At 64.9% G+C, this 24,891-nt stretch carries 15 protein-coding genes; 3 read left to right on the forward strand and 12 right to left on the reverse strand.

What is annotated here, in order from left to right; all coding sequences use genetic code 11:
- The first annotated feature begins 64 nt into the window (after positions 1-64).
- Positions 65-4,654 (forward strand): NAD-glutamate dehydrogenase, encoded by a 4,590-nt coding sequence (locus AB5I39_RS10335; RefSeq protein ID WP_404366165.1) that lies wholly within the window; start codon positions 65-67, stop codon positions 4,652-4,654.
- Positions 4,655-4,790: 136 nt separating this feature from the next.
- Here the strand turns inward: AB5I39_RS10335 and AB5I39_RS10340 are convergent, their stop codons facing one another.
- The 4 genes from AB5I39_RS10340 to AB5I39_RS10355 are packed head-to-tail and all read right to left on the reverse strand — an operon-like array spanning position 4,791 to position 9,789.
- Positions 4,791-5,873 (reverse strand): PepSY-associated TM helix domain-containing protein, encoded by a 1,083-nt coding sequence (locus AB5I39_RS10340; protein WP_404366167.1) that lies wholly within the window; start codon positions 5,871-5,873, stop codon positions 4,791-4,793.
- Positions 5,874-5,897: 24 nt separating this feature from the next.
- The gene (locus tag AB5I39_RS10345) at positions 5,898-6,581 is read right to left on the reverse strand and encodes a Fe2+-dependent dioxygenase (protein ID WP_404366170.1); all 684 of its coding nucleotides are present in this window, start codon (positions 6,579-6,581) and stop codon (positions 5,898-5,900) included.
- Complete coding sequence (locus AB5I39_RS10350) at positions 6,575-7,321, reverse strand: tetratricopeptide repeat protein (protein WP_404366172.1); 747 nt, start codon at positions 7,319-7,321, stop codon at positions 6,575-6,577. Before AB5I39_RS10350 ends, AB5I39_RS10345 begins: the two co-directional genes overlap by 7 nt.
- Complete coding sequence (locus AB5I39_RS10355; RefSeq protein ID WP_404366174.1) at positions 7,321-9,789, reverse strand: TonB-dependent receptor; 2,469 nt, start codon at positions 9,787-9,789, stop codon at positions 7,321-7,323. Before AB5I39_RS10355 ends, AB5I39_RS10350 begins: the two co-directional genes overlap by 1 nt.
- A 208-nt stretch (positions 9,790-9,997) precedes the next feature.
- Between AB5I39_RS10355 and AB5I39_RS10360 the strand changes: the two genes are divergently transcribed.
- Entirely contained in the window at positions 9,998-10,852 is an 855-nt protein-coding gene (locus tag AB5I39_RS10360) for a hypothetical protein (protein WP_404366177.1), read from the forward strand.
- Here the strand turns inward: AB5I39_RS10360 and AB5I39_RS10365 are convergent.
- The 6 genes from AB5I39_RS10365 to AB5I39_RS10390 form a co-directional block, all read right to left on the reverse strand.
- The gene (locus AB5I39_RS10365; protein WP_404366179.1) at positions 10,846-11,103 is read right to left on the reverse strand and encodes a ribbon-helix-helix domain-containing protein; all 258 of its coding nucleotides are present in this window, start codon (positions 11,101-11,103) and stop codon (positions 10,846-10,848) included. The genes AB5I39_RS10360 and AB5I39_RS10365 overlap by 7 nt on opposite strands.
- Positions 11,104-11,191: 88 nt before the next feature.
- A complete protein-coding gene (locus tag AB5I39_RS10370; RefSeq protein ID WP_404366182.1) occupies positions 11,192-14,197 on the reverse strand; it encodes a TonB-dependent receptor domain-containing protein in 3,006 nt (1,001 codons plus the stop codon).
- A 290-nt stretch (positions 14,198-14,487) separates the two neighbouring features.
- Positions 14,488-16,317 (reverse strand): cobaltochelatase subunit CobT, encoded by a 1,830-nt coding sequence (gene cobT / locus AB5I39_RS10375; protein ID WP_404366185.1) that lies wholly within the window; start codon positions 16,315-16,317, stop codon positions 14,488-14,490.
- Entirely contained in the window at positions 16,307-17,110 is an 804-nt protein-coding gene (locus AB5I39_RS10380; protein WP_404366188.1) for a hypothetical protein, read from the reverse strand. Before AB5I39_RS10380 ends, cobT begins: the two co-directional genes overlap by 11 nt.
- Positions 17,111-17,188: 78 nt before the next feature.
- On the reverse strand, positions 17,189-18,715 hold the full coding sequence (locus tag AB5I39_RS10385) for an acyl-CoA carboxylase subunit beta (RefSeq protein ID WP_404366191.1): 1,527 nt from the start codon (positions 18,713-18,715) through the stop codon (positions 17,189-17,191).
- A gap of 54 nt (positions 18,716-18,769) precedes the next feature.
- Positions 18,770-19,786 (reverse strand): SDR family oxidoreductase, encoded by a 1,017-nt coding sequence (locus tag AB5I39_RS10390; protein WP_404366194.1) that lies wholly within the window; start codon positions 19,784-19,786, stop codon positions 18,770-18,772.
- Between the two features lie 114 nt (positions 19,787-19,900).
- On the opposite strand from AB5I39_RS10390, the gene acs reads away from it, so the two are divergent.
- Positions 19,901-21,838 (forward strand): acetate--CoA ligase, encoded by a 1,938-nt coding sequence (acs, locus tag AB5I39_RS10395; RefSeq protein WP_404366197.1) that lies wholly within the window; start codon positions 19,901-19,903, stop codon positions 21,836-21,838.
- On the opposite strand, the gene AB5I39_RS10400 is transcribed toward acs, so the two are convergent.
- Both AB5I39_RS10400 and AB5I39_RS10405 read right to left on the reverse strand, forming a co-directional pair.
- The gene (locus AB5I39_RS10400) at positions 21,835-22,002 is read right to left on the reverse strand and encodes a hypothetical protein (RefSeq protein WP_404366199.1); all 168 of its coding nucleotides are present in this window, start codon (positions 22,000-22,002) and stop codon (positions 21,835-21,837) included. The two genes, acs and AB5I39_RS10400, sit on opposite strands and share 4 nt — an antisense overlap.
- A 124-nt stretch (positions 22,003-22,126) precedes the next feature.
- Positions 22,127-24,637 (reverse strand): TonB-dependent receptor domain-containing protein, encoded by a 2,511-nt coding sequence (locus AB5I39_RS10405; RefSeq protein WP_404366202.1) that lies wholly within the window; start codon positions 24,635-24,637, stop codon positions 22,127-22,129.
- Between the last annotated feature and the right edge of the window lie 254 nt (positions 24,638-24,891).

The following is a 24,891-nucleotide window of genomic DNA, read 5'->3' on the forward strand; positions in this document are numbered from 1 at the left end:
TGTGCTGCATGTTGCAGCGCCACAAGTCTTGAGGTCCTGAAGCGTCCGGCGCATAGGGTCCGGCATGGCCAAAACCACGCTGAAATCGCTGTCGGATGCGCTCGCTGTCCGGCTGACCAAAGGTGCGCTTCCGGGCGAATTGCAGGGGTTCGGCAAGGCCGAGCGGGCGGAGGCCGCGGCCTTTGTCGCCGCCACCGCCGAGCGCCGCAGTGCCGCCACCGCGACGATCGCGCTGGAACCGCTGTCGGGCAATGATCCGCGCCGCCGGATGCGACTCGCCATCGTCAATGACGATATGCCGTTCCTGGTCGATTCGATCGCGGCGACGATCGGCAGCTTCGACATCGCGATCGACCGGATCATTCACCCGGTGGTGCGCGTCACGCGCGATTCGGACGGCGCGCTGACCAGCGTAGGCGATGACGGTGCGGCCGAATCGATGATCTACATCGAATTGGAGCGGGCCGATGCGCGCGAGCGGCGCGATCTGGTGGCGGCATTGGAGCATAACCTCGCCGATGTTCGAATCGCGGTGCAGGATTGGCACGCGCTGCAGGATGCGATGGCCGCCGATATCGCGACCTTGCCGGAAGGCGAGGGCGCGGCGCTGCTCGCGTGGTTGCTCGACAAGAATTTCACGCTGCTCGGCTATGAGGGATGGCGCGGCGGGACCGCGACGACGCTGGGCATCGCGCGCAATCCGCAACCCGTGCCGCTGCTCGCCGAAGCGTCGCGCGCGCTGGCGATGCGCTGGTTCAGCGATGGCGGCGCGGCGCCGCTGCTGCTCAAATCGAACCTGATCTCGGGCGTCCATCGCCATGTGCCGCTCGATCTCGCGGTCGTGCCGGTGCTGGAGAAGGGCAAGGTCACGGGTCTGTCGATCCATGCCGGATTGTGGACTAGCGCCGCGCTCAACGCCGCGCCGCAGGATGTGCCAGTACTCCGCGCGCATTTGGCCGCGCTGCAGAAGAAGTTCGGCTTCGATCCGGCGAGCCATACCGGCAAGGCGCTGACTCATGCGCTGGCGGCGCTGCCGCACGATCTGATCACCGCTTTTATGCCCGAAGCGCTGGAAGAGGTGGCGTTGACCGCCATGTCGCTGGCCGATCGCCCGCGGCCGAAACTGGTGCTGGTGCGCAGCGTGCTGGGGCGGCATCTGTTCGCGTTCGTGTGGCTGCCGCGCGATGATTTGACCACCGCGCGCCGCGTGGCGATCGGCGAGATGCTGGCGACCGCGGCGAAGGCGCACATGCTCAACTGGGCGGTGGCGATGGACGATGTCACCGCGCTGATCCGCTTCACGCTCGACATTCGCGGTGAGGGCACGATGCCCGATACCGCCGCGCTCGATGCCAGCATCGCGCGTATGGTCCGCGGCTGGGTGCCTGCGGTCGAGGCGGCGCTGGGCGAATTGCTCGATCCGGCGCGCGCGACGCGGCTTGCGCTGAAATATGCCGCGAGCTTCCCGCAAGGGTATCGCGCGGCCAATACCGCCGAGGAAGCGGCGCGCGACATCGAGCGCCTGGCGCGGCTGGAGACGTCGGACGATCGATCGGTGCGGCTGTACCGCGACGATGCGGGCGCGGCGCGGCTGAAGATTTACCGGCTCGGTGGGGCCTTGCCGCTGTCGGATGCGGTGCCGGTGCTGGAGAATTTCGGCTTCCGCGTGATCGAGGAAGTGCCGACCGCGCTGACCGACGATCAGCAGGGCTTCGTTCACGACTTTCTCGTGGAAATCGGCGCGATGCCGGCCGACCCGACCGTGCTCGAAAACGCCGTGCAGGCGGTGCTGGAGGGCAAGGGCGAGAACGATGCGTTCAACCGGCTGATCGTCGATGCTGCGCTGGCGCCGTCGTCGGTACTGCTGTTCCGCGCCTGGTTCCGCTATTTGCGGCAGGCCGGATCGGCCTACAGCCTGGTCACCGTGGTCGATGCGCTGCGGCGCGCACCAAAGGTTGCCGCCGCGCTGATCGATCGCTTCACGGCGGCGCACGACCCGGCGCGCAAGGGCAAGGGGGTCGAGAGTGCCGATGCCGCGATCGACGCGGGGCTCGATGCGGTTTCGGCGATCGATGACGATCGTATCCTGCGCGCGATCCGATCGGTGATCGCGGCGACGCTGCGCACCAACGCCTTTGCCCCTGCGGGTCAAGCAGCGCTGGCATTCAAGCTCGACAGCCATCTCGTCCCCGGCCTGCCCGCGCCCGTTCCGTGGCGCGAGATCTGGGTCTATTCGGCGCGGATCGAGGGTATCCATTTGCGGGCCGGGCCGGTTGCGCGCGGGGGGCTTCGCTGGTCCGATCGGCGCGACGATTTCCGTACCGAAATCCTGGGCCTGATGAAGGCGCAGCGCGTCAAGAATGCGGTGATCGTGCCGACCGGCGCAAAGGGTGGTTTCTATCCCAAGCAGTTGCCGCCGCCCACGAACCGCGACGCGTGGCTGGCCGAAGGGACGGAAAGCTACCGCGTGTTCATCCGCGCGTTGCTGTCGATCACCGACAATATCGTCGAGGGTGCGGTGGTCCATCCCGAGCATGTCGTGATTCATGACGGCGAAGACCCCTATTTCGTCGTCGCCGCTGACAAGGGCACCGCGACCTTCTCCGACGTCGCCAACGCAATCGCGCTCGAGCGCAAATTCTGGCTGGGCGATGCCTTCGCCAGCGGAGGGTCGGTCGGGTATGACCACAAGGCGATGGGCATCACCGCCAAGGGCGCATGGGTTAGCGTGCAGCGCCACTTCGCCGAACGCGGGCTGGACGTGCAGACGCAGCCGATCCGCGTTGTTGGATGCGGTGACATGTCGGGCGACGTGTTCGGCAACGGGATGCTCCTGTCCAAAACGTTGAAGATCGTCGCGGCGTTCGACCATCGCCACATCTTCCTCGATCCCGATCCCGATCCGGCGGCAAGCTGGGAAGAGCGCAACCGCATGTTCGCGCTGCCGCGCTCAAGCTGGGCGGATTATGATGCGTCGCTCATCTCCAAGGGCGGCGGGGTGTTTCCGCGTACCGACAAGGTGATCAAGCTGTCGAAGCAAATCCGCGCCGTGTTGGGCGTGGAGGAAAGCGAGCTCGATCCCAGTGCGCTGATTTCGGCAATCCTGAAGGCACCGGTCGATCTGCTGTGGTTCGGCGGCATCGGCACGTACGTTAAGGCGCGGTCCGAGAATAATATCCAGGTCGGCGATCCGGCGAACGATCGCCTGCGCGTGGATGCCGAGGATCTGCGCGTTACCGCGATCGGCGAGGGCGCGAATCTGGGTGTCACGCAAGCCGCGCGCATCGCGTTTTCAGCCTATGGCGGGCGGATCAACACCGATTTCATCGACAATTCGGCCGGCGTCGATTGCTCGGATAATGAGGTCAACATCAAGATCGCGCTCAATCGTGAGATGATCGAAGGGCGCTTGGCGTACGAAAAGCGCAACACCTTCCTGGCGGGCATGACCGACGATGTCGCACATCTGGTGCTCGAGGATAACCGGCTGCAGACGCTCGCTTTGTCGATCGCCGAGGCCGATGGCGCGCAGGCGGTGCCGAGCTATGTCCGGCTGATCGAAATCTTCGAGGCGAGCGGGTCGCTCGATCGCAAGGTCGAGGGTCTGGCCGGGAATGACGATCTGCTGCGCCGTGCGGCCGAGGGGCGGGGCCTGACGCGTCCCGAGCTGGCGGTGCTGCTGGCGACGGCGAAGCTCGCGTTGCAAGCGTCGATCGAACGCTCCGGGTTGGGGCTCGACCCCGATTTGCTGCCCGATCTGCGCGACGCCTTCCCGCGCGCGATGCAGAAGAAATTCGGCGCGGCGATCGACCAGCACCGGCTGCGCGGTGAAATCGTCGCGACCAAGCTTGCCAACCGCATCGTCAACCGGATGGGCGTGCTCTACCCGTTCGAACTCGCCGAGGAAGAAGGTGCCGCGATGAGCGACATCGCGGCGATGTTCGTCGTCGCGGAGCGGCTGTTCGATTTGCCCACGCTGTGGCGCGAGATCGAGACGGCGGCGATGCCCGAGGCGGCACGGATTGCCTTGTTCGATGAAGTTGCCGTCGCGACGCGCTCGCAGATCGCCGATCTGCTCCGCGTCACGCGCAGCGGCACTGGGCCGGGCGCTACGCTCGCTCGGCTGTCGAAGGGGATCGCGCAACTCGACAAGCAGACCAAGGCGTTGTTGCTGGCCGAGGCGAGCGCGCAGAGCGCGCGCATCGCCGAGACGCTGGAGACGGCGGGGGCGCCGAAGAAATTGGTGCAGAAGGTCGTGCGGTTGTTCGAACTCGACGGCGCGGTCGGCCTGGCCGATCTGGGCGAGCGGCTCGGCCTCGACGAGACCGTCCTCACGCGCGCCTTTACGCGGTTGGGCCAAGCGCTCGGGCTCGACTGGGCGCAGGCCAATGCCGCGCGCATTTCGTCGAGCGATCCATGGGAGCGGCTGTTGATCGCGGGTCTGGCGCGCGATTTCCAGCAATTGCGGCTGGAGTTCCTCGGGCGCGGCGCGAGCGGCGATCCGCAAGCTTGGGTCGAAACCTGGCTGACCGAAAACGCCGGCCGTGTCGCGCAGTTCAAGGCGGTGGTCGATCGCGCCCGGTTGGCGCCTGCGCCGAATGCCGCGATGCTGGCGCAGATTGCGGGTCAGGCGCGGGTGTTACTCGGACGATAATCCTCCCCGGCACGGGGAGGGGGACCATGAGCATTTAGCGAATGGTGGAGGGGGCGCGCCACAGGCGTAGCGTTCGTGGCACGCCCCCACCGTCAGCCTGCGGTTGGCACCTCCCCGTGGCGGGGAGGATTGGGCGTTATCGCGCCATCCGCGCCTTCAACTGCGCCTTCCAGCCCCGCGCACGCCACCACATGATGATGCCGGTCACCGCCAGGATCGCCGGCAGGATGCCGCCCAGGAAGATCACGATCTGCCACAGCAGGCCCATCCGCGTGCCGTCGTGGATTCGGCGCATCAGGCGGGCGGTGTCCTCTGGGCGGGCCGGTTCGACCTTGGCCGCACCATCCGCCTCGGCGACGGCGACGCTGGTCTGGGTGCCGTCGAACGACACTTTCCATTCCGGCTTGCGATCGGTCGGCCATTCCACCTTGCTGACGGCGCCGGGCACCTTGGTCGTTTCCGCAGCCGCGACGACTGCATCGACCGACAGTTTCGGCGTGGCAAGCGGCACCGGGCGTGGCGCGCCGGGGCGCATTCCCATCGTGTTCGGGCCGCCGCCGAAGAATTTCGGGAAGGAAATCCACGCACCCGTCAGCGACAGCACGAACAGCGGCAGCGCGATCCAGAACCCCAGCAGATGGTGCAGATTGGTGTCGGTGTTGCGGTGGCGCTTCCACCTGAGGCCGCGCACCCAGCGCCCGACCGTCGGCCACCACAGCCACAGCCCCGATATGGTGGACAGCAGCATCGCCACCCCGATCCAGCCGACGACCTGCCGTCCGATCCCGGGGATCAGCATCGAGCCGTGGATCATGTGCATCGTGCGGATCAGGCCAGTGCCGCTATTGCCGTAATCGAGTACGCGTGCGGTCGGCGGATCAATCCAGACGGTGGTGCGGGGCGGCGGGCCTTGCAGACGTTGGCTCGTGCCCGGCTTGGCGGCGGTGACGATCACCGGACCCTTGTCTGTCGGCAGCGTCAGCGAGACGATGCGCTCCTCGGGCGCGAGGATTTCGCGCGCCGCCGCGACGTAGCGGGCGGGGGCCAGTTCGTCTGTCCCGGTGACCGCATAGCGCACCGGGTTGAGCACATGATCGAGCGCGTCATCCCACACCAAGGCCGCGCCGGTCACCGACAGCGGGATGATCAGAATCGCGAGGATCAGTCCGATCCATTTGTGAACCTGAAACCACGCTTTGCGCACAGCGATCTTACTCATCGACGTCGAATTCCTGGGGAGGGGTTAGAGCTCCGCCCAGCGGCGGAGCAGATTGTGATAGACGCCGGTCAGCCGGACGATCTCGGGGTCATCCTGGCCAAGCCGCGCGGCGGTCGATTGGATTGCTGTGTCGAGGTCGAACAGCATTGCGCGGGCGTCGGTATCGCGCACCATCGACTGAATCCAGAAGAACGACGCGATTCGCTCGCCCCGCGTCACGGGCGCGACGCGGTGCAGGCTGGAGGCGGGGTAGAGCACCATCTGCCCGGCAGTCAGCTTGACCGATTGCTCGCCAAACTGCGTCTGCACGATCAGCTCGCCGCCGTCATAGCTCTCGGGGTCGCTGAGGAAGAGTGTCGCCGATAGATCGCTGCGGATGCGGAAATCGCTGCCGCGGCGGATGCGGACGGCATTGTCGACATGCGACGCGAAGCCATCGCCCTCGCCGTAGCGATTGAACAGCGGCGGGAAGACCTTGAGCGGCAGCGCGGCGGCGACGAACAAGGGCGAGGCGGCGAGCGCATCCAGCACGACCGCACCACCGGCGCGGGCGGCGTCGGAGTCCTCGGGTAATTGCCGGTTGCGCTTGGCGAGCGCGGATTGCGCGCCGGATGTCGCATTCCCGTCGATCCAGTCGGCCGCGTCGATCGTCTCGCGCAGGGCCGTTAGCTGCGCTGGTGTCAGCAGATCGGGGATAACGGTCAGCATGATGCACCACTCCGGATCGCCTGCACGCCGCGCACGCGGAACGCCGCCACGTCGGACGCGGCGAGCCAGGCTGCGGCTTTCTCGATAAATGCCGGGGTGGCGCTGGCACCCGCGCGCTTCAGCCAGGTGATCGCCTCGTCGAACTTGCCCGCCGCGCTGAGCATCCGGGCGTGGTTGAAGGCGCCGCGGAAATCGCCGCCTTGCGCGGCGCGGGCGTAATAGCGCGCAGCCGCCGCCAGATCGCGCTTCACCACCCAGCCATCTTCATGGAAGCTGCCGATGAAATTGGTTGCCTTGGCACTGGCGAGCGGCGTGGTGCTTGCGGCGGCCTTGCGAAACCAGTCGAGTGCCGCCGCGCGGTCGAGCGGCACGCCTTCGCCGAGCGCAAGCAGCGTCGCGTAATTGTACATGCCCCAATCGAGGCCCCGCTCGGCGGCGATACGATAGCATTCGGCCGCGCGCGCCTTGTCGATCGCGGTGCCCCAGCCGAGATCGTAGCAGCGCCCGACCATGTTGATCGCCATCACATGATGCTGCGCAGCCGCCTTTTTGAACCAGCCGAGCGCGGCGCGCGGATCGACCGTCACGCCCGCGCCATCGAGCAGCATCTGGCCGTACACCGCCTGCGCCTCGGCCTCGCCCGCCTCGGCGCAGGCGCGCACGAATGCCGCGCGCTCCTCGGGTGTCCCCGAGAGGCGCGCGGCGATCTCCTCCGGCGACAGGGTCGTCGGATCGAGCATCAGAATTTGGCGATCAACGTGCCGAATACCGTGCGGCCCGGCGCGATCGTCGCATAATGGCTGGTGTACGTGCTGGTGAAGTAGGTCTTGTTGGTCAGGTTCTGCGCGTTGACCGACACGTCGAAATGGTCGTTGAGCTTGAAGCGCGCCTGCGCATCGAAGCGCCAGTAGCTCGGAATGCCGCGCGTCAGGACCTTGGTGGCCGGGTTGACCGTCACCACACCGGCGCTCGTCTGCGTCGCGGTGCGGTTGTCGGCATAGCCGCCATTCTGCGCGCTCATATAATAAGCGCCGCCACCGATCGAGAAACGCTTGGTCACCTCATAATTGGTCGACAGGGTGAAGCTGTGGCGCGCGGTCTGCGGCACGGCCTTTCCGGTGTTGACCGAAGGCACCAGCACGGTCTTTGCCGCGGCCGCGCCATTCGCCGCTGCAGTGAGGGCAGTGAAGCCGCCATCGACGATCTTGGCGTCGAGGAACGTATAGCCGCCGAACACCGTCCAGCCCGGCAGGATCATGCCATTGGCGTTGAGTTCCACGCCGCGGATCCGGGTCGATCCGAGAAAGGCGATGTTGTTGTTGCCGTCGGTAACGCGCGCGTTGCTGATGTCGGTCTGGAACACCGCCAGACCAAGCGCGAGCTTCTCGTGGAAGAGGCTGCCCTTTGCGCCGACTTCATAGGTCTTGGTCTTCTGCACCCGAAGCGAATCGAGCAGGTTCGCGGTCACCGCCGTGGTCGGCAGCGCGTTGTTTTCGAACCCTTCGCCGAGCAGGCTGTTGGGTGGCGTCGCGGCCGTCGCATAGCTTGCGTACAGGCTGGTTTCCTTGGTCGGCTTGAACACCAGACCTGCCTGCCAGTTGAACAGGCCGTCGGTCCGCGACAAGCGGAACGACGTGGTGGCGCTGGCCGGCTGCCCCGGCGTCACGCGCGAGGTGAAGCGATCGTAGCGCGCGCCGAGGTTGAGGATCAGCGACGGCGTCAGCGTGATCGAATCGAAGCCGTAGATCGCCTGTGTCTCGGCATCGTTCTGCGTTTCGGCCAGCGGCAGCGAGCGGACGATCGGCGATACTGCGGTCGACGTGTCGCTGGCGTAATTGACCCAGGGGTCGCTGGGGTTGGCGCTGAAAATGCTGGCGCAATAATAGCGCGCAACCGTCGCGGTGTTGCAGCGGGGCGAAATGGTCGATCCGGTCGACAGGATTTCGGTCCCGCTTGCGTTCAGGAAACCGCGCGTGACGAAGGTGCCGCGCCGCGTCTTCTGCCACGAGACTTCGGCGCCGACGGCGAAATCGTGCTTGATGCTGCCAGTATTGAAGCTGCCCGACAGATCGAGCTGGTCGATGATGCTTTCGGCATAGCTGTAGCGCGTGTTCGACCGCCGCCACACCTGCCCGGTGCCATAGACGTTGCCGGTCGAATCGTCGGGCAGGGTGAAAATGTACGCCTGGTCATCACGGGCATAGCGCGCGGTGTTGCGCAGCGTGATGCCGCCGAAATCATGCTCAACCCGGATCGTCGCCTGATTGGTCGTCGCATCGCGGAAGTCGCGCGAGCGCAGGCCATAGAATGTCGAACGCGACACGACGCCGGTCTGGCCGTTGGCGGTGGTGATCTGCCCGACCGCGGGGGTGGTGCGGATGTTGCCGGTGCCGGGCGCGTTGGCGATGGTGTAGAGATAGGGGATGCCGCTGTCGGGCAGCTCGTGGCTTTCCAGATAGTAATAGCCGATCGTCAGCCGCGTTGATGTCCCCAGCCCGAGCGTCAGGCTCGGCGCAACACCCCAGCGCCGCTGATAGATTGCGTCGCGCCCGGCGACGTCCTGATCGTGCCACAGACCCGCGATACGGAAGGCGGCGGTGTCGCCGAGCTTGACGTTCAGGTCCGCCGAAACCCGCTTGTAATCGGCATTGCCATAGCTGGCGGCGACCGAACCGAAGGTCTTGTTCTGCGGCACCTTGGTCAGGATGTTGAGCGACCCGCCGGCATTGCCGCGGCCCCCCAGCGTCGAATCCGATCCGCGCACCACCTGCACCGAATCGATCGCGAAGACTTCACGGTTTTGGGCGGCCAGATCGCGCACGCCGTCGACGAAGATGCTGCCCTGGCTGTCGAAGCCGCGGATGAAGGGGCGGTCGCCGATCGGATTGCCCCCCTCTGCCGCGCCAAAGGTGATGCCGGGCACGGTGCGCAGCGCATCGGCGAGCGTGGTAGATCCGGTCTGCTCGATCACCGATTTGTCGATCACCACGATCGACTTGGGCGTGTCGACCAGCGGGGCGACGAGTTTCGGGTCGCGCTGCCGGATTTCACGCTCGCCGGTCACGACGATGTCGCGCTTGTCCTCCGAATCCACGTCGTTCGCGACCGGGCGCGCATCGCTGGCAATGGCGGGCGCGGTGGCAAAGGCACCGACGCACGACAAAGCGAGATAGGCTGGCTTGCGAAGAAGGGCGGTGGACGTGGTCAAGGGTCACTCCTGTTGTTACGGGAGCGGCTATTGCGAATTATTCGCAGAGTCAACGCTATTGCGAGTTACTCGCAGATTTTCTGCTCAGTCAGCCTGAATGGCCCGGTCGCCCAAATCCGGTTGACGCCAGTGGGTGCCCTGTGGCGAAACCGCGGACGGGGACAGAAAAGGGGGGAACATGCGCTATTTATCGAAAATTATGGCGGCAATGTCGCTTGCGCTCGCGACGCTGCACGGGCCCGGTGTCGCGGCGCAAGACTTGGTATCGCTTCCCGAAACGGTTCTGCCCGATGGCAAACGGCCGCTCAATCAGACGTTCAGCGGGATGCCGGGCGATCTGCTGATGTCCGGCCGCATCGTTCGCACCGAAGCCGCGATTGCCGACGGATCGGCGACGGTCAGCGTCGATCGCTTCAGCGATTCGATCGCGCCCGGCAACGACCTTACCTCGGTCCTGGTGCCGCCAGCGATCGCGACCAAGATCGGCACGGATCGCGTATTCTGCGGTCGCGACCAGCGCACGCGCAGCGCCTTCACCAGCATGATGATCGGCGGCCTGGGGTCCAAGTTCAAGGAGATCGTCCGCTTCTGCTTCCTCGATGTCGATCGCGATGCGAAGTTCGACCATTACATGCTGGCCGGTGCGAAGGATAAGCTGCTGCAAGTGCCACGCGACCTCGAACCGCTGGCCTATCATATGGACAGGCTCACTCAGCTGCATCCCGACGACGAGGTTCGCCTGCGCTACCGAAAATTCGTCCCCAGCAAGAACAAGGTGGAGCTCGAGGTCGAGGTCGTGCGTGAGGGCAAGAAGACCAGCTTCGACTATATCCTGTGGTCTAAACCGGCGGTGGACCCGCTGCAGAAACTCTACAGCCGCATGTATACCGAACCGGCGAAAATCCCCTATCCGGTCATGTTCGACGACGTTATCGGCGCAGAGATCAAGGTGCTCGACGTCAAGCCGACGGGTGAAGCGACGTTCAGGCTGACGCGTGATTTCACGCCGACGCTGATGCGACCGGAAACCGTCCAGGTACGCTATATCTATATATATTATTGAGGTGCGTCGGTGCGCTGCGCCAGAATCCAGCTGCGCAGCGCGCTGGCCAGATTGGGCGGCGCATCGGCCTGAATACGCAGCGCGTCGATCTGCGCGATCAGTGCGTTGAGGGGGAGCGCGCGGGCCGACGCCGCATCCTCCAGCGCGCGCCAGAAGATCGGCTCCAGGCTGATCGACGTCGGATGCCCCGCGATCGTTACCGAGCGTTTGACCGGGCCGTAAAAGCCGGTGGGGGGCGGGGTGATCGACATGCCGCGATCTTATAGGGACGACGGACAAGACCGCGCATAAAAAGGGGCGCCCCGCAGGACGCCCCCAAGTGCTTGCTTAAATGTCCGATCAGAACTTGATGCGCACGCCGGCATAATAGCGGCGGCCAAGCGCATCATACGTGCCTGCATCAGTATCCTGGCCAGCCGACGCGCCGATATCGGCGAGGTAGGGCGGCTGGTTGTTGAGCAGGTTGTTCGCACCCACGTAGAATTCGAAGCCGTCCCGCGTCTGGAAGCGGATCTGCGAATCCAGGTAGAATTGCGGGCGGACACGGTAGAGCGGGTTGGTGCCCGCAGCGGCACCGGTCAACTGATCGTCGAGGCTCGACTGGCTGATCCATGTACCCGTCGTCGTCAGGCCGAAACCCTTCAGATCATACCCCGCCGAGATCGTGAACTTGTCACGCGGCGCGCCGATTTCGCCGGCATAGCTGTCCCGTGCCGAACCCGGCAGCGGAATGGTGTAGCCGGTGAGCAGGTGGGTATAGGCACCGTGCAGGTTCAGGTTGCCGCCAATGCCGAGGCTGTCCAGATTGGTGCGCCAATCGATCACGGTATCGATGCCCGAGGTCTTCGCGCCACCGCTGTTCGACGGCGAGGTGTTGACCTGATCGAGCGAGCCCGGGCTGTTCGGGCCGACCGCCGCGGGACGACGCACGACCAGATTGCAGAATGCCGCAACCGACTGATTGTAGCACTGGTTCAGGATGAACTGCAGCGGGGTGGTGACGATCGCATCCTTGATCCGGATATTATAATAATCGACCGTAATCACCAGGTTGCGCAGGCCCAGAACCGAACGCGGGTTCAACACCACGCCAGCCGTGAACGAATCGCCCTTTTCTTCCTGCAGCAAGCGGTTGCCGCCGCCGAAGCTGGTAATGCCCTGCAGATCGGCTTGCGACGCAGTGAATGCGCCGTTGGCCGCGATGTTCGCTGCCACACCGGGTGCCGCGCGGCAGTTGGTGGCAAGCGTGCCCGTCGTCGTGGCGGTGACGCCGACGCACGGATCCTGCAGACCCGAGGGGAAGTCCTGCTGCGGGGCAGAGAACAGCTCGCTGATGTTCGGTGCGCGCACCGAACGGGCCTGCATCACGCGGAAGCGGATGTCGCTGGTCGGTGCCCATTCGCCACCGAAATTGTAGCTGACCGTCGTGCCGACCGTCGAATAATGCGACGCGCGTACCGCACCGCGAACGCTGAGCGCGTGTACGAATGGACGATCCTGCAACAACGGGACGACCGCTTCGGCAAAGCCTTCGTACACGCTGACGCTGCCCGAGGTCGACGGCAGCGCATTGTTGCCGTTCAGGCCCTGCTGCGTGAGCAAATCGAACACGTTGCTGCTGGTTTCACGACGATATTCGCCACCGACGTTGATCCCGATCGGGTCGGCCCCGAAGATCGAGAAAAGCTTGCCCGTGACGTTCGCGCCACCGACGGTCTGCGTCACGCGGGTCGCCAGCGTCACCGGAACCGCGAGATACCCCGCCGCCGGTGCCAGCGCGTTGATGCCATAGATGTTGGCAGGCACGCAGCCCGCCGCCCGCGCGGCGGGATCGGCGCACTGGATCGTGCCGGTCACTGGATCGCGATAGGCGTTCAGGGCCTGTACGAAATTGCGGCTGTCGAACTGGCCGTTGCCGCTCTGATGCTCGATCGTCTGGCCGTAGATGCCGTACGCTTCATAGCTGAAGCGATCGTCGAGGAACTTGCCGTTGATGCCACCCGCGATGCGGAACAGGTCGCGCGTCGCGCTGCTGGTGCGCGGGCCGAAGTCCGCCAGGCGGCGATCGAAGTAGATATCTTTCAGACCATCGCCGTCGGTGTCGGTCGCAGCATTGAAGATCGCGTCGGGCACGAACGGGTTGCGATAGGTCACGCCCCCGACGACCGACTGGATCGCCACCTGGCCACCCGTGGCGATGTTGACCAGGTCGGAGCTGAGCGGGAAGGGCTCGATCACCGTGTTGACCTTGGTCCGCGCGAAATTGCCTTCGAGGAAGACGTTGAACGCGCGCGAGACTTCGAAGTTGGCGCGTCCGGCCGCGACGTAGCGCTCGACCGGAACCGCGAGATAGCGCGAGTCCGAACGGTTGAAGCCACCGCAGCTGACGGTCGTGCAGTTCGTCAGGACGTTGTTGGTGCCGTACGAGAAAATTTGGTCACCGGCGTAGAAACGGCCGCCGGGGATGAAGCCCGACAGCAGCGTCGTCGGCGTGAAGATATCGGCATCGTTGCCGTTACGCCCGCCCAGGCTGGTCGAATCAACGGCGCTCGAACCGGCTTCGGTCGAACGGTCGCGCTTCAGCACGGTGCCCTGCTTCGAATAGCCACCGAACAGCATGATGTTGCCGCGGCCATCGGCAAAGTTCTTGCCGGCCAGCACGTTGACCTGCTTGTCTGCGCCGTCGCCAACGGGCGAAATGCCGAACTGGCCATCGATCTGCAGGCCGTCAAACTTGGTCTTGTAGATCATGTTGACGACGCCAGCGACCGCGTCCGAGCCGTACACGGCCGATGCGCCGCCGGTCAGCACGTCGACGCGGTCGAGGAACTGCGTCGGGATGACGTTGAGATCGACGGCGTTGCTGCCGGGGACGCCCGACACGAAACGGCGACCGTTGACGAGGACGAGGGTGCGATCCTCACCCAAGTTACGCAGGTTCACGGTGGCGACACCGGCGCTCTGCGTGGCGAAGCTGGAATTGGTGCGGCTGATGCCCGGCGTACCGAACACGGGGTTCTGCTGCAAAACGTCCTGCACGTTGATCGCGCCCGACTGGCGGATCTGCGCGGCACCGATCGTCTGCAGCGGCGATGCCGAAACGGCACCCGGCGACGCGATGCGCGATCCGGTGACGACGATGTCCTGACCCGTCATGTCCGGCGCGTTATTTTGCGTGATCGTATCGCCTGGAACGACGCCCGGCGACTGAACCGAGCAATCCTGGCGCTGCGGGTCGCAAGCGGGAGCGGTCGGGTTCTGCTGCGCGGCGGCGGGCAGGGCGATCATCGCAGCGCTGGCGAAGATCGACGTGGCTAAAAGACGACGACGAATCAGGATAGACATTAAATACCTCACACGGGACGCGTCTCTTGCGGGACGCTGAAAAATCCCCCCGGGCGTGGTGCTAGGCTGCAGGTGTCGTGAACGCCATTCCTAAGAATACTACACTCATACTTTAGAATTAGCCTGTTGCACTAAAGCTACATTACGATCTCGTAACGAAAATCGTTTCGGTGTGCGTTTTTATACAGATAGTCTGTCCTATTATTCGCGGCATTTTCCGGACATGGCTCGGGGGTGCCGCCGCGCGAGCGCGCAGCGGCAGGCCCTTCGGATCACTGAGTGTTTTGCGACTAGGGTGCGTCGAACAACGCGGCGAGCTGCTCGATGATGGTGCCGCCCAATTGCTCTACATCCATGATCGTCACGGCGCGGCTGTAATAGCGCGTGACATCATGCCCGATCCCGATCGCGGCAAGCTCGACCGGCGATTTACTTTCGATCCAGCCGATCACCTGGCGCAGGTGCCGCTCCAGATACGATCCGGAATTGACCGACAGCGTCGAATCGTCGACCGGCGCGCCGTCGGAAATGACCATCAGGATCTTGCGATCCTCCGGCCGCGCGATCAGGCGGCTGTGCGCCCATAACAGCGCCTCGCCGTCGATATTTTCCTTCAGCAGCCCTTCGCGCATCATCAGGCCAAGGCTGGTCTTGGCGCGGCGCCACGGCTCGTCGGCCTTTTTGTAGACGATGTGGCGGACGTCGTTGAGCCGCCCCGGCTGTGGCGGACGCCCGGCCGCGAGCCATGTCTCGCGGCTCTGCCCGCCCTTCCAGGCGCGCGTGGTGAAGCCGAGGATCTCGGTCTTGACCCCGCACCGTTCCAGCGTGCGCGCGAGGATGTCGGCGCTGATCGCAGCGATCGAAATCGGCCGTCCGCGCATCGATCCCGAATTGTCGATCAGCAGCGTCACCACCGTATCGCGGAAATCGGTCTCGCGTTCGATCTTGTAGCTGAGCGACAGCGTCGGGTTGACCACGATCCGCGCCAGCCGCGCGGCGTCGAGGATGCCTTCCTCCTGATCGAAATCCCAGCTGCGGTTCTGCTGCGCCATCAGGCGCCGTTGCAGCCGGTTGGCGAGCTTGGTCACCACCCCCTGCAAATGCACGAGCTGCTGATCGAGGTATGAGCGCAGCCGCACCAGCTCATCGGGGTCGCACAGATCGGTCGCGGCGATCACTTCGTCGTATGCGGTGGTCCACGCCTTGTAGTCGAACTGCCCCGACGGGTCGGCGAACGGGCGGTTGGGACGCGTTGGCAGCATCCCTTCCTCACCCTCGTCGCCGGGCTCGCCGTCCATGTCGTCGAACGAATCCTGGCTTTGCTCGGTGCCTTCGCCCTCTTCGCTGTCCGAATCCTGTTCGGATCCGCGCGCCTCGATCTCGCCCTGGCCCTGGTCGCCGTCTTCCTCGCCCTCGTCGCCCTGATCGTCCTGCTGCTCGTCGGTGCCTTCATCCTCATTGCCGCCCTCGTCCGATTCTTCGGGCAGCATGTCGCCCTCGATCAGATCGAGATCCTCAAGCAATTTGGTGGCGAGCGATGCGAAGGCGCGCTGGTCGTCGATCGCGAGGCCGAGCGCGTCGAGGTCGTTTCCGGCCTTCTGTTCGATCCAGTCGCGCACCAGCGCCATACCCTGGTCCGTGGCGGGGGGCGGTGCCACGCCGGTCAGCCGCTCGCGCACCATCAGCGCGAGTGCGGTCGACAGCGGGACTTCGTCGCGCGACTTGGCGCGCGTGATCGGATCGGCGCGCATCCGCATCTCGAGCGCGACGTCGAGGTTCGCGGTGATCCCGGCATAGCCGCGCCCGCCCAGCGCCTCGATCCGCGCCGTCTCGACCGCGTCGAACACCGCGCGCGCCACCGCATCGACCGGCGCCGTGCGATTGTGCAGTGCGATGTCGTGATGCTTCAGCCGCAGCGCGAAGCCGTCGGCGAAGCCGCGCGCCTCCGCGACTTGCTCGGCCGGCAGGCTGCGCGCGGGCATCGGCACCTTGATGTGCTTGCCGCTCTGCGTCGGCGCGTCGGCGGTGAAGGCGAGTTCGACCTCGGCCTCGTCGGCCAGCACGCGCGCGGTGCCGCCAAGCACGGCTTTGAAACGGTCGAGCGGGGTATCAGTAGGCACGCGCAAGCTCCGGCAAGACAATCTGCCCGGGCGCGAGATCGTGATCCATGCGGATCGTCGCGACGCGGGTCTTCGGGTCGTACGTCAACACCGTCACCACCGCGACCCCGATAATGGCATAAGCGGGCAGCTTGGTGACGGAGATGAAGGTGCGGGCGTGCGGCACATCGCGCATCTTGCCGATCGCAAAGGCTTCGAGATCGAAGGCGATCATGTCGGGCGTACCGGCCGGGCCGACATAGCGAAGCCGTGCGACGCTGTCGTCGGCAAGGCGGCGGCCCTCGATCACGCCATATTCGACCGGCGGAATCGCAAATGGGGCGCGGCCATCGCCCTTGGCGCCGACCAGGAAGGCATGGTCGAATTTCGAATCCTTATCGGCATCGAACAGGCAATAGCGCGTGTTGAGATGGGTAGGCCTGAGCGCGCCGACCACCCCGAAGGCGAGCTGCCCGGTCAGCACCTTGCCGATCGAGCCCTCGTGGACGGGCTCGCAAAAGATCGCGTCGGGCACACCCGCAACGCCGGTCGGCCCGCCCGCCTGGATCACCGTGCCGCGCGCAAATGTGCGCTTCTCTCCCTTGTAATCGAGCGCGATGTCACCCGCGAGGATGACCGAGTCGGGCTTGTAGATCGCCGAGGTCGACACGATCGCGCCCGGCGACACCTCCTGCAGCCCCTGCGGCGAAATCGTCTCGACCAGCTTGAGCGGCGCAGGCGGCGGCGCAGGATCGGGCGCGGCGGCGGTCAGCAGCAGCGCGGTCGCGGCGAGAAGGGGGAGGCGGAGGGTCACGGGGACCCTGCTACCAGATTGGCGCGTGTCGGGAAGCGGGGATGTGCCGCCAAGGCCAATCGCACGCCGACCCTTGCCTCACAGTGGAATGTTGTCGTGCTTCTTCCACGGGTTTTCGAGCTGCTTGCCCCGTAGCTTGCGCAGGCCCAGCGCGATGCGACGCCGGGTCGAATGCGGCTGGATCACCTCGTCGATGAAGCCCTTGCTCGCCGCGACGAACGGGTTGGCGAAGCGCGCCTCATACTGCGCGGTCTGCTCGGCGATCTCGGCCGGAGACTTCCCGCGGAAGATGATCTCGACGGCGCCCTTCGCGCCCATCACTGCGATTTCGGCGGTCGGCCAGGCGTAGTTGAGGTCGCCGCGTAGATGCTTGGATGCCATCACGTCGTACGCACCGCCGTACGCCTTGCGCGTGATGACGGTGATCTTGGGCACGGTTGCTTCGGCATAGGCAAACAGCAGCTTCGCGCCGTGCTTGATGATGCCGTTTAACTCCTGCGCGGTACCGGGCAGGAAGCCGGGCACGTCGACGAAGGTGACGATCGGAATGTCGAAGGCGTCGCAGAAGCGCACGAACCGCCCGGCCTTCTTCGACGAATTGATGTCGAGACACCCGGCCAGCACCATCGGCTGGTTGGCGACGATGCCGACGGTGCGCCCCTCGATCCGGCCGAAACCGATGATGATGTTGCCGGCATGCGTCGGCTGCACTTCGAAGAAATCGCCTTCGTCGACCGTCTTCCGGATCAACTCATGCATGTCATAAGGCTGGTTGGCGCTTGCCGGGACCAGCGTATCGAGCGATTCCTCGATCCGGTCCCACGGGTCGGACGATGGCCGCTCGGGTGCGGCTTCGCGGTTGCTGGCGGGGAGAAAGTCCACGAAGTCGCGGGCCGCGAGCAGCGCCTCGATATCATCCTCGAAGGCGACATCAGCGACCCCCGACTTCGTGGTGTGCGTCACCGCACCGCCCAGTTCCTCCTGCGTGACGATCTCGTTGGTAACGGTCTTCACTACATCCGGGCCAGTGACGAACATATACGACGAGTCTTTCACCATGAAAATGAAATCCGTCATCGCTGGGGAATAGACTGCGCCGCCCGCGCACGGCCCCATGATCAGGCTGATCTGCGGCACCACGCCGCTGGCCAGCACATTGCGCTGAAACACCTCGGCATAGCCGCCTAGGCTGGCGACGCCCTCCTGAATGCGCGCGCCGCCCGAATCGTTCAGGCCGATCACCGGCGCCCCGACCTTCAGCGCCATATCCATGATCTTGCAGATCTTCTGCGCGTGCCGTTCGGACAGTGACCCTCCGAATACGGTGAAGTCCTGGCTGAACACGAACACCAGCCGCCCGTTGATCGTACCGGAGCCGGTAACGACACCGTCGCCGGGGATGATCTGGTCCTGCATCCCGAAATCGACGCAATTGTGCTCGACATACATGTCGAGCTCCTCGAACGATCCTTCGTCGAGCAGCACGTCGAGCCGCTCGCGCGCGGTCAGCTTGCCCTTGGCGTGCTGCGCGGCGATGCGCTTTTCACCCCCACCGATGCGCGCGGCGGCGCGCTTGCGTTCGAGTTCGGCGATGGTCGAGGACATGGGGCTCTCTCCTTTGCGCGCGGGCTTGGCAAAAGCCGCGGCGGTGAGCAAGCCTCAGAGCGTCACGATCCGCTGGTCGATCAGGCTTCGCGCGGTATCGACGATGGTGTCGGCGGCCGGGCGCGGCACCCAGCCGAGCATTTCGCGGGCGTGATCGGACGGGGTAATGCGCCGCTTGCCGAGCTCGCCCGTCACCATCCGCACCGCCGGATCGAACACGCTCACCAACCGCAACAACAGGTCGGGCAGCTTCCGCGTCGGCACTTTCCGGGCCTCCGCGCCCAGCCGCTCGCGCAGCACCGCGGCCACGTCGGCCATCATCAAAAACGGCCCGCAGGCGATGAAGCGTTCGCCCGCCATGCCCTCGGCGGTCAGCGCGCGCACGTGCAGGTCGGCGACATCGCGCACGTCGACCACGCCGAACCCGAAATCGGGCAGGCCGGGTAGCGATCCGCTGATCAGCCGCTTGACCACTTCGATCGAGGCGGAAAAATCCGGCCCTAGCACCGGCCCCAGCACGGCGGCGGGGTTGACCGTGCAATAGACCATTTCGGCGCCCTCCGCCGCGACCCAATCGCGCGCGGCGCGTTCGGCCAGCGTTTTCGATTTGGCATAGGCATGAACTTGCGGGCCGTTCACATCGGTCCAGTCTTGCTCGGTGAAGGTCGCGGACTTCGCGCCGTGACCATACGCGATCGCCGCGACCGAGGACGTCATGACGAAGCGCTTGACCCCGGCCGCCTTGGCAAAGCGCAGCGCACGCAGAGCGCCTTCGCGTGCAGGCACGATCAGATCGTCGTCATGCGCGACTGCACCGGCGGGGAGTGGCGAGGCGACGTGCGCGACGTGGCTGCACCCCGCCATCGCCTCGCCCCAACCGGCATCGTTCAGCAGATCGGCCGCGAAAAAATGGAGCCGCGTGTTATCGACCGCCAGCGTGCGGCGCACCTCCGCCTCGCGCGACAGCGACCGGATTGTGGTGTGCACCTGCCATCCTTCGGCGATCAGTTGCCGGATCAGGAAGCCAGCGATGTAGCCGCTGCCGCCCGAGACCAGAACCGTACCCGTCATCGCACCATCCCCCACCGCGCTGGATCGGTTTTACAATGAAACCAAAGTTGCGCCAAGTGATGCTTGCATTCCGCTGCGTCACCCCGGCAAAAGGCGCGCCGAGGAGTGCGCACAATGGCCGATCAGGACCTTTACCCCGTCCCGCCCGAATGGGCCGCGCAAGCGCGCTACGATGCGGCAGGGTATGAGACGCTGTACGGTCGCTCGCTCGCCGATCCGGGCAGCTTCTGGCTCGAACAGGCGCGGCGGCTCGACTGGATCAAGCGGCCCGAGATCGCGGGCGACTGGTCGTTCGACAAGGCCGATTTCCACATCAACTGGTTCGCCGACGGCAAGTTGAACGTCTCGGCCAATTGCCTCGACCGGCATCTGGCGAAGCGCGGGGACGAGATTGCGCTGATCTGGGAACCGGATGATCCTGCCGAGGAACCGCGCCGCTTCACCTATCGCGAGCTGCACGCCGAGGTCTGCCGCTTCGCGAATGTGCTGAAGGCGCAGGGCGTCGCCAAGGGCGACCGCGTCACGATCTATCTGCCGATGATCCCCGAGGCGGCGTTCGCGGTGCTGGCGTGCGCGCGGATCGGGGCGATCCATTCGGTCGTGTTCGGCGGCTTCTCGCCCGAGGCGTTAGCAGGCCGCATCGAGGATTGCGGATCGCGCGTCGTCATCACCGCCGACGAAGGCCGCCGCGGTGGCAAGCGCATACCGCTCAAGGCCAATGTCGATACCGCCGCAGCCCATGCGCCGGGTCTTGAGACGGTCATCGTCGTGCGCGCGACTGGCGGCGCGGTGACGATGCACTCGCGCGACGTCTGGTATCACGAGGCGGCGAAGGACCTCCCCGCGACCTGCCCGCCCGAGCCGATGGGCGCGGAGGACCCGCTGTTCATCCTCTATACGAGCGGATCGACCGGCAAGCCCAAGGGCGTGCTGCACACGAGCGGCGGCTATCTATTGTGGGCCAGCCTGACGCATGAACTCGCGTTCGACTATCGCCCGGGCGACGTGTGGTGGTGCGCCGCCGATATCGGCTGGGTGACGGGGCACACCTATATTCTGTACGGTCCGCTCGCCAATGGCGCGACGACGCTGATGTACGAAGGCCTGCCGAATTGGCCCGACGCCAGCCGCATCTGGCAAGTGGTCGAGCGGCACAAGGTCCACACGATCTTCACCGCGCCCACCGCCTTGCGCGCGCTGATGAAGGATGGCGACGCGTTCGTCGCGAAGACCGATCGCAGCTCGCTCAAGCTGCTCGGCACGGTGGGTGAGCCGATCAACCCCGAGGCATGGCGCTGGTATCATGACGTGGTCGGCGAAGGCCGCTGCCCGGTGATCGACACCTGGTGGCAGACCGAGACCGGCGGCGCGATGATCGCGCCGATGCCGGGTGCCACCGCGCTGAAGCCTGGCTCTGCGACCAAGCCGATGCCGGGGGTAGATCCGCAATTGGTCGATGCCGAGGGCACGGTGCTGAACGGCCCGGCCGAGGGCAATCTCGTCATCGCGCGCAGCTGGCCGGGGCAAATGCGCGGCGTGTGGGGCGATCGCGACCGCTTTTTCCAGACCTATTTCACCACCTATCCCGGCAAATACACCACCGGCGACGGCGCGCGGCGCGATGCGGATGGCTATTGGTGGATCACCGGCCGGGTCGATGACGTCATCAATGTCAGCGGCCACCGCATGGGCACGGCCGAGGTCGAATCCGCGCTGGTGCTGCACCCGCACGTTGCGGAGGCGGCGGTCGTCGGCATGCCGCACGATATCAAGGGGCAGGGCATCTACGCCTATGTCACGCTCAACGCCGGGGTCGATCCGCAAGCCGATCTGCACCGCGAACTGATCGCCTGGGTGCGGCAGGAAATCGGCCCGATCGCGACGCCGGACAAGCTGCAATTCGCGCCGGGCCTGCCCAAGACCCGATCGGGCAAAATCATGCGCCGCATCCTGCGCAAGATCGCCGAGGGCGACGTGTCGAGCCTGGGCGATACGTCGACGCTAGCCGATCCGGCGGTGGTCGACGATCTGGTGGCGAACCGGGTTGATTAGGACGGACCGAGCGTGCGGTTATAGGCGGGTACGAAGAATTCCTGGGTCGAACTCAGTTTTTCAGTTCCTTCGACCATTTGCGAGAGGATGATGTCAGGTGCATTCCACATCTTCTTCGACGTGTTTGTGGTGGCACCCAAGGTACCGATCGTCGTGATCGACATTATCGCTCTCCAACCTAGCAATTTTTCTGCTAGCGAAACGACATAGCCGGTTCAAGAAACATGTTGGCAGGGCTGGTCGCGGGCGGGGCCGGGGATACACACCCCGACACCGCCCGTGGTCAGTTCAGAAATCGAGCCGCAGCGAGGCCGATACGGTGCGGCCGTTGGTTGCACGGCCCACGCCGACGCCGTTGGCCGGGACCGAGGGCTGCGTGACTTCGATCATGGCAAGCTTGTCGAACAGATTGTTGGCGTTGATCATCAGCTGTACCCGGTCGACCGGACGGAACTGGATGAAGCCGTTGACCAGCGTATAGCCCGGCAGGCGCAGCGCATTCAAATCCTGTGTGTAGCTGCCGGTGCTGCCGATGAAGTTCGCGCCGACGGTGAATTTGTGGACTTCGAACTGTGGCGTCGCCTGGAAGATCAAGTCGGGCTGACGACGCGGCGTCATGCCGGCCACGGCGGCGTTCAGCTGGTCGCTCTTCAGCGTGGCATTGGTGTAGGTCATACCGCCGGTCACGCTGAACGGCCCGTGGCGATAGCTCGCCTCCGCTTCGACACCATACGCGCGATATTTGCGGTCGGTGGTGATCGCGCCCGCCTGGACGTTGGTGTCCTCGGTATTGGCGAGGAACGCGGTCACGTTCACGCTCAGCGCCGAATTGCGATATTTGAAGCCGCCCTCCAGCTGGGTGACGATGTCGTAACCGTCGTCGCTGTTCGGCATGCTGCCGTCGGTCACGCTGACCTTGTTCGAAAACAGCACCTTATCGGCATTCGCCCGCGCGCCGTGGCTGTAGCGGGCGAACACCGCGAACGGCTCCGACACGCGGAAATTGATGCCGGTCGAATAGCTGATATAGTTATATTTGTAGTTCACCGGCGCCGGCCGCGACAGCGGCGTGAACGCCGTCTTCGATTCCGCGACCGAAATCACGCCATCGCGGTTGAAATCGAACGACTGCATCCCGATCCGGCCGCCGCCCAGATCCGCACCGTAGATCTGGCCGGTGACCTTGCCCATGTCATAGCGGATGCTGCCACCGACGGAGAACTTGCCGATGTGGTAATTCACCGAGCCATAGGGTGCCGTCACATCGTACTGCACGTCATATTTGCGGCGATAGAAAGCGGTCGAGCCCGAGCGGTTGAAGCCCAGGAATCCATCCTGCGACTGCGCCACGCCGCCGGCGTTGGTATAATTGATCAGCGCCGATTGCCCGTCGCCCGCGACATCCTGCAGGATGTTGGCATAGAGCCAGTCGCTCTGCAGATTCTGGATCGATTTATACACGCCGCCGGTGACGGTGAATTCGCCCTTGCCCAATTTGAAGGCGCGGTTGGCGCGGATGTCGTTGGTGAAATTGTCGAGCGAACTCGCATCGATCCGGTTGAGCGAGGTCGCCGCGATCAGGCCGTTGCCGTTGAGCCCGGCGAGATTGGTGATGACCTGCCCAGCCTTTGGCCCGGTGGCATAGCTGAACGTGCCCGTGCCCGCGCCGAGCGATGCAGGAAGAGCGGTCGCCGAATAAATGTTCGCGACCAGGTTGCGGGTCGTGCCGCCCGAGATTTTCGAGAAGCGCGCCTTTTCGGTGATCGTCCAATCGGCAACGGTGAATTGCGTCTCGAGGCCGACCGACGCCACCTTTGCGTCCATGCCCCGGCTCAGCGGGATCGAGGTCGGGTTGTTGCTGCCATCCAGCACGATCACGTTGGCGATGTAGGGCGACAGCACCGAATCGCGCCGCAGGTCGAAGTTCGCGAAGTTCGAATAGACCGGCTTGTCGTCGGTCCCGGTGATGCGCACCGCGCCCGGCAGATATTGCGGCGAGCGGTCGTCGAGATACTTGCCCGACAGGCGAATGTACCCGTCATTGCCGAGCTGCTTCGTCATGTTGAACTTGATCTGGCCGCCCTGGTAGGCGTTGTAGCCGATGTTGCGCGGGCCTTCGCCCGAGCGATAGAAACCGCCGATATGGAAGCGCAGCGTGTCGCTGATCTTCGTGCCATAATCGAAATCGACCCGCTTCGTGTCATAGCCGAGGCCGGTGGTGACCTGAATCGCGCCGCCCTCGACATCGCCGGTCTTGGAGATGAGGTTGATCACGCCACCGGGGGAATTCGACGCGAAGGTCGAGGCCGAGCCGCCGCGGATCGCCTCGACCGCCGCCAAGTTGAAATCGGCGCGGATGAAGATGTCCGACGCGACGTTGAAGAAATCGCCGAATTCGAGAACGGGCAGGCCGTCTTCTTCCAACTGCATGAATTTGGAGCCACCCGAGGCGAGCGGCAGACCGCGGATCGTATAGCTGGAATTGCCGTCGCCGGTCGAACTTTCGGTGCGGATGCCCGGAATGTTGCGCAGGATGTCGGCAAGCGTGCGGGCGCTCAATTTCTGGATTTCATCGCCGCGCAACGCGCTGGTCGAAGTCGCGCTGTCGAGCCGGTCGCGGCCCTTGGCGACGCCGGTCGAGAAGGCGGCTTCCACGGGGGCCTTGGCCTGCGGCTCGCCTGCGGGGGCTTCGGCGTCACTGGCGACGGCGGCGGTATCGGCGCGCTTGCGCTCGGCAGCCGATGCACCGGTTACAGCCAGACCGCCGTACAGAAGTGCCAGCGATGCCACTGTCGACATCATCAGAGATTTTTTCATTGCTACTTCGACCTCATGAATAACGGTTCGCTCGAGCCCCGTGGCGCGGGCGCAAAAAGGGGTTTCTTCAGTGACGCGTCAGCGCTGTGAAATATTATAGGAGGCTGGGTCGGCGGCGGGTGCGAAGCGGCATTTCGACGCGACTCTTTTCGGCAGAGCGTGCCTCGGTCGATACTTGCTGCGTCGCAGCCGACCGCACCTAAATATACGAAATCTCGACGAATCCGCAGGCGAGA

It is taken from the genome of Sphingomonas sp. MMS24-J45 (genome assembly GCF_044881195.1).
GTDB lineage: Bacteria > Pseudomonadota > Alphaproteobacteria > Sphingomonadales > Sphingomonadaceae > Sphingomonas.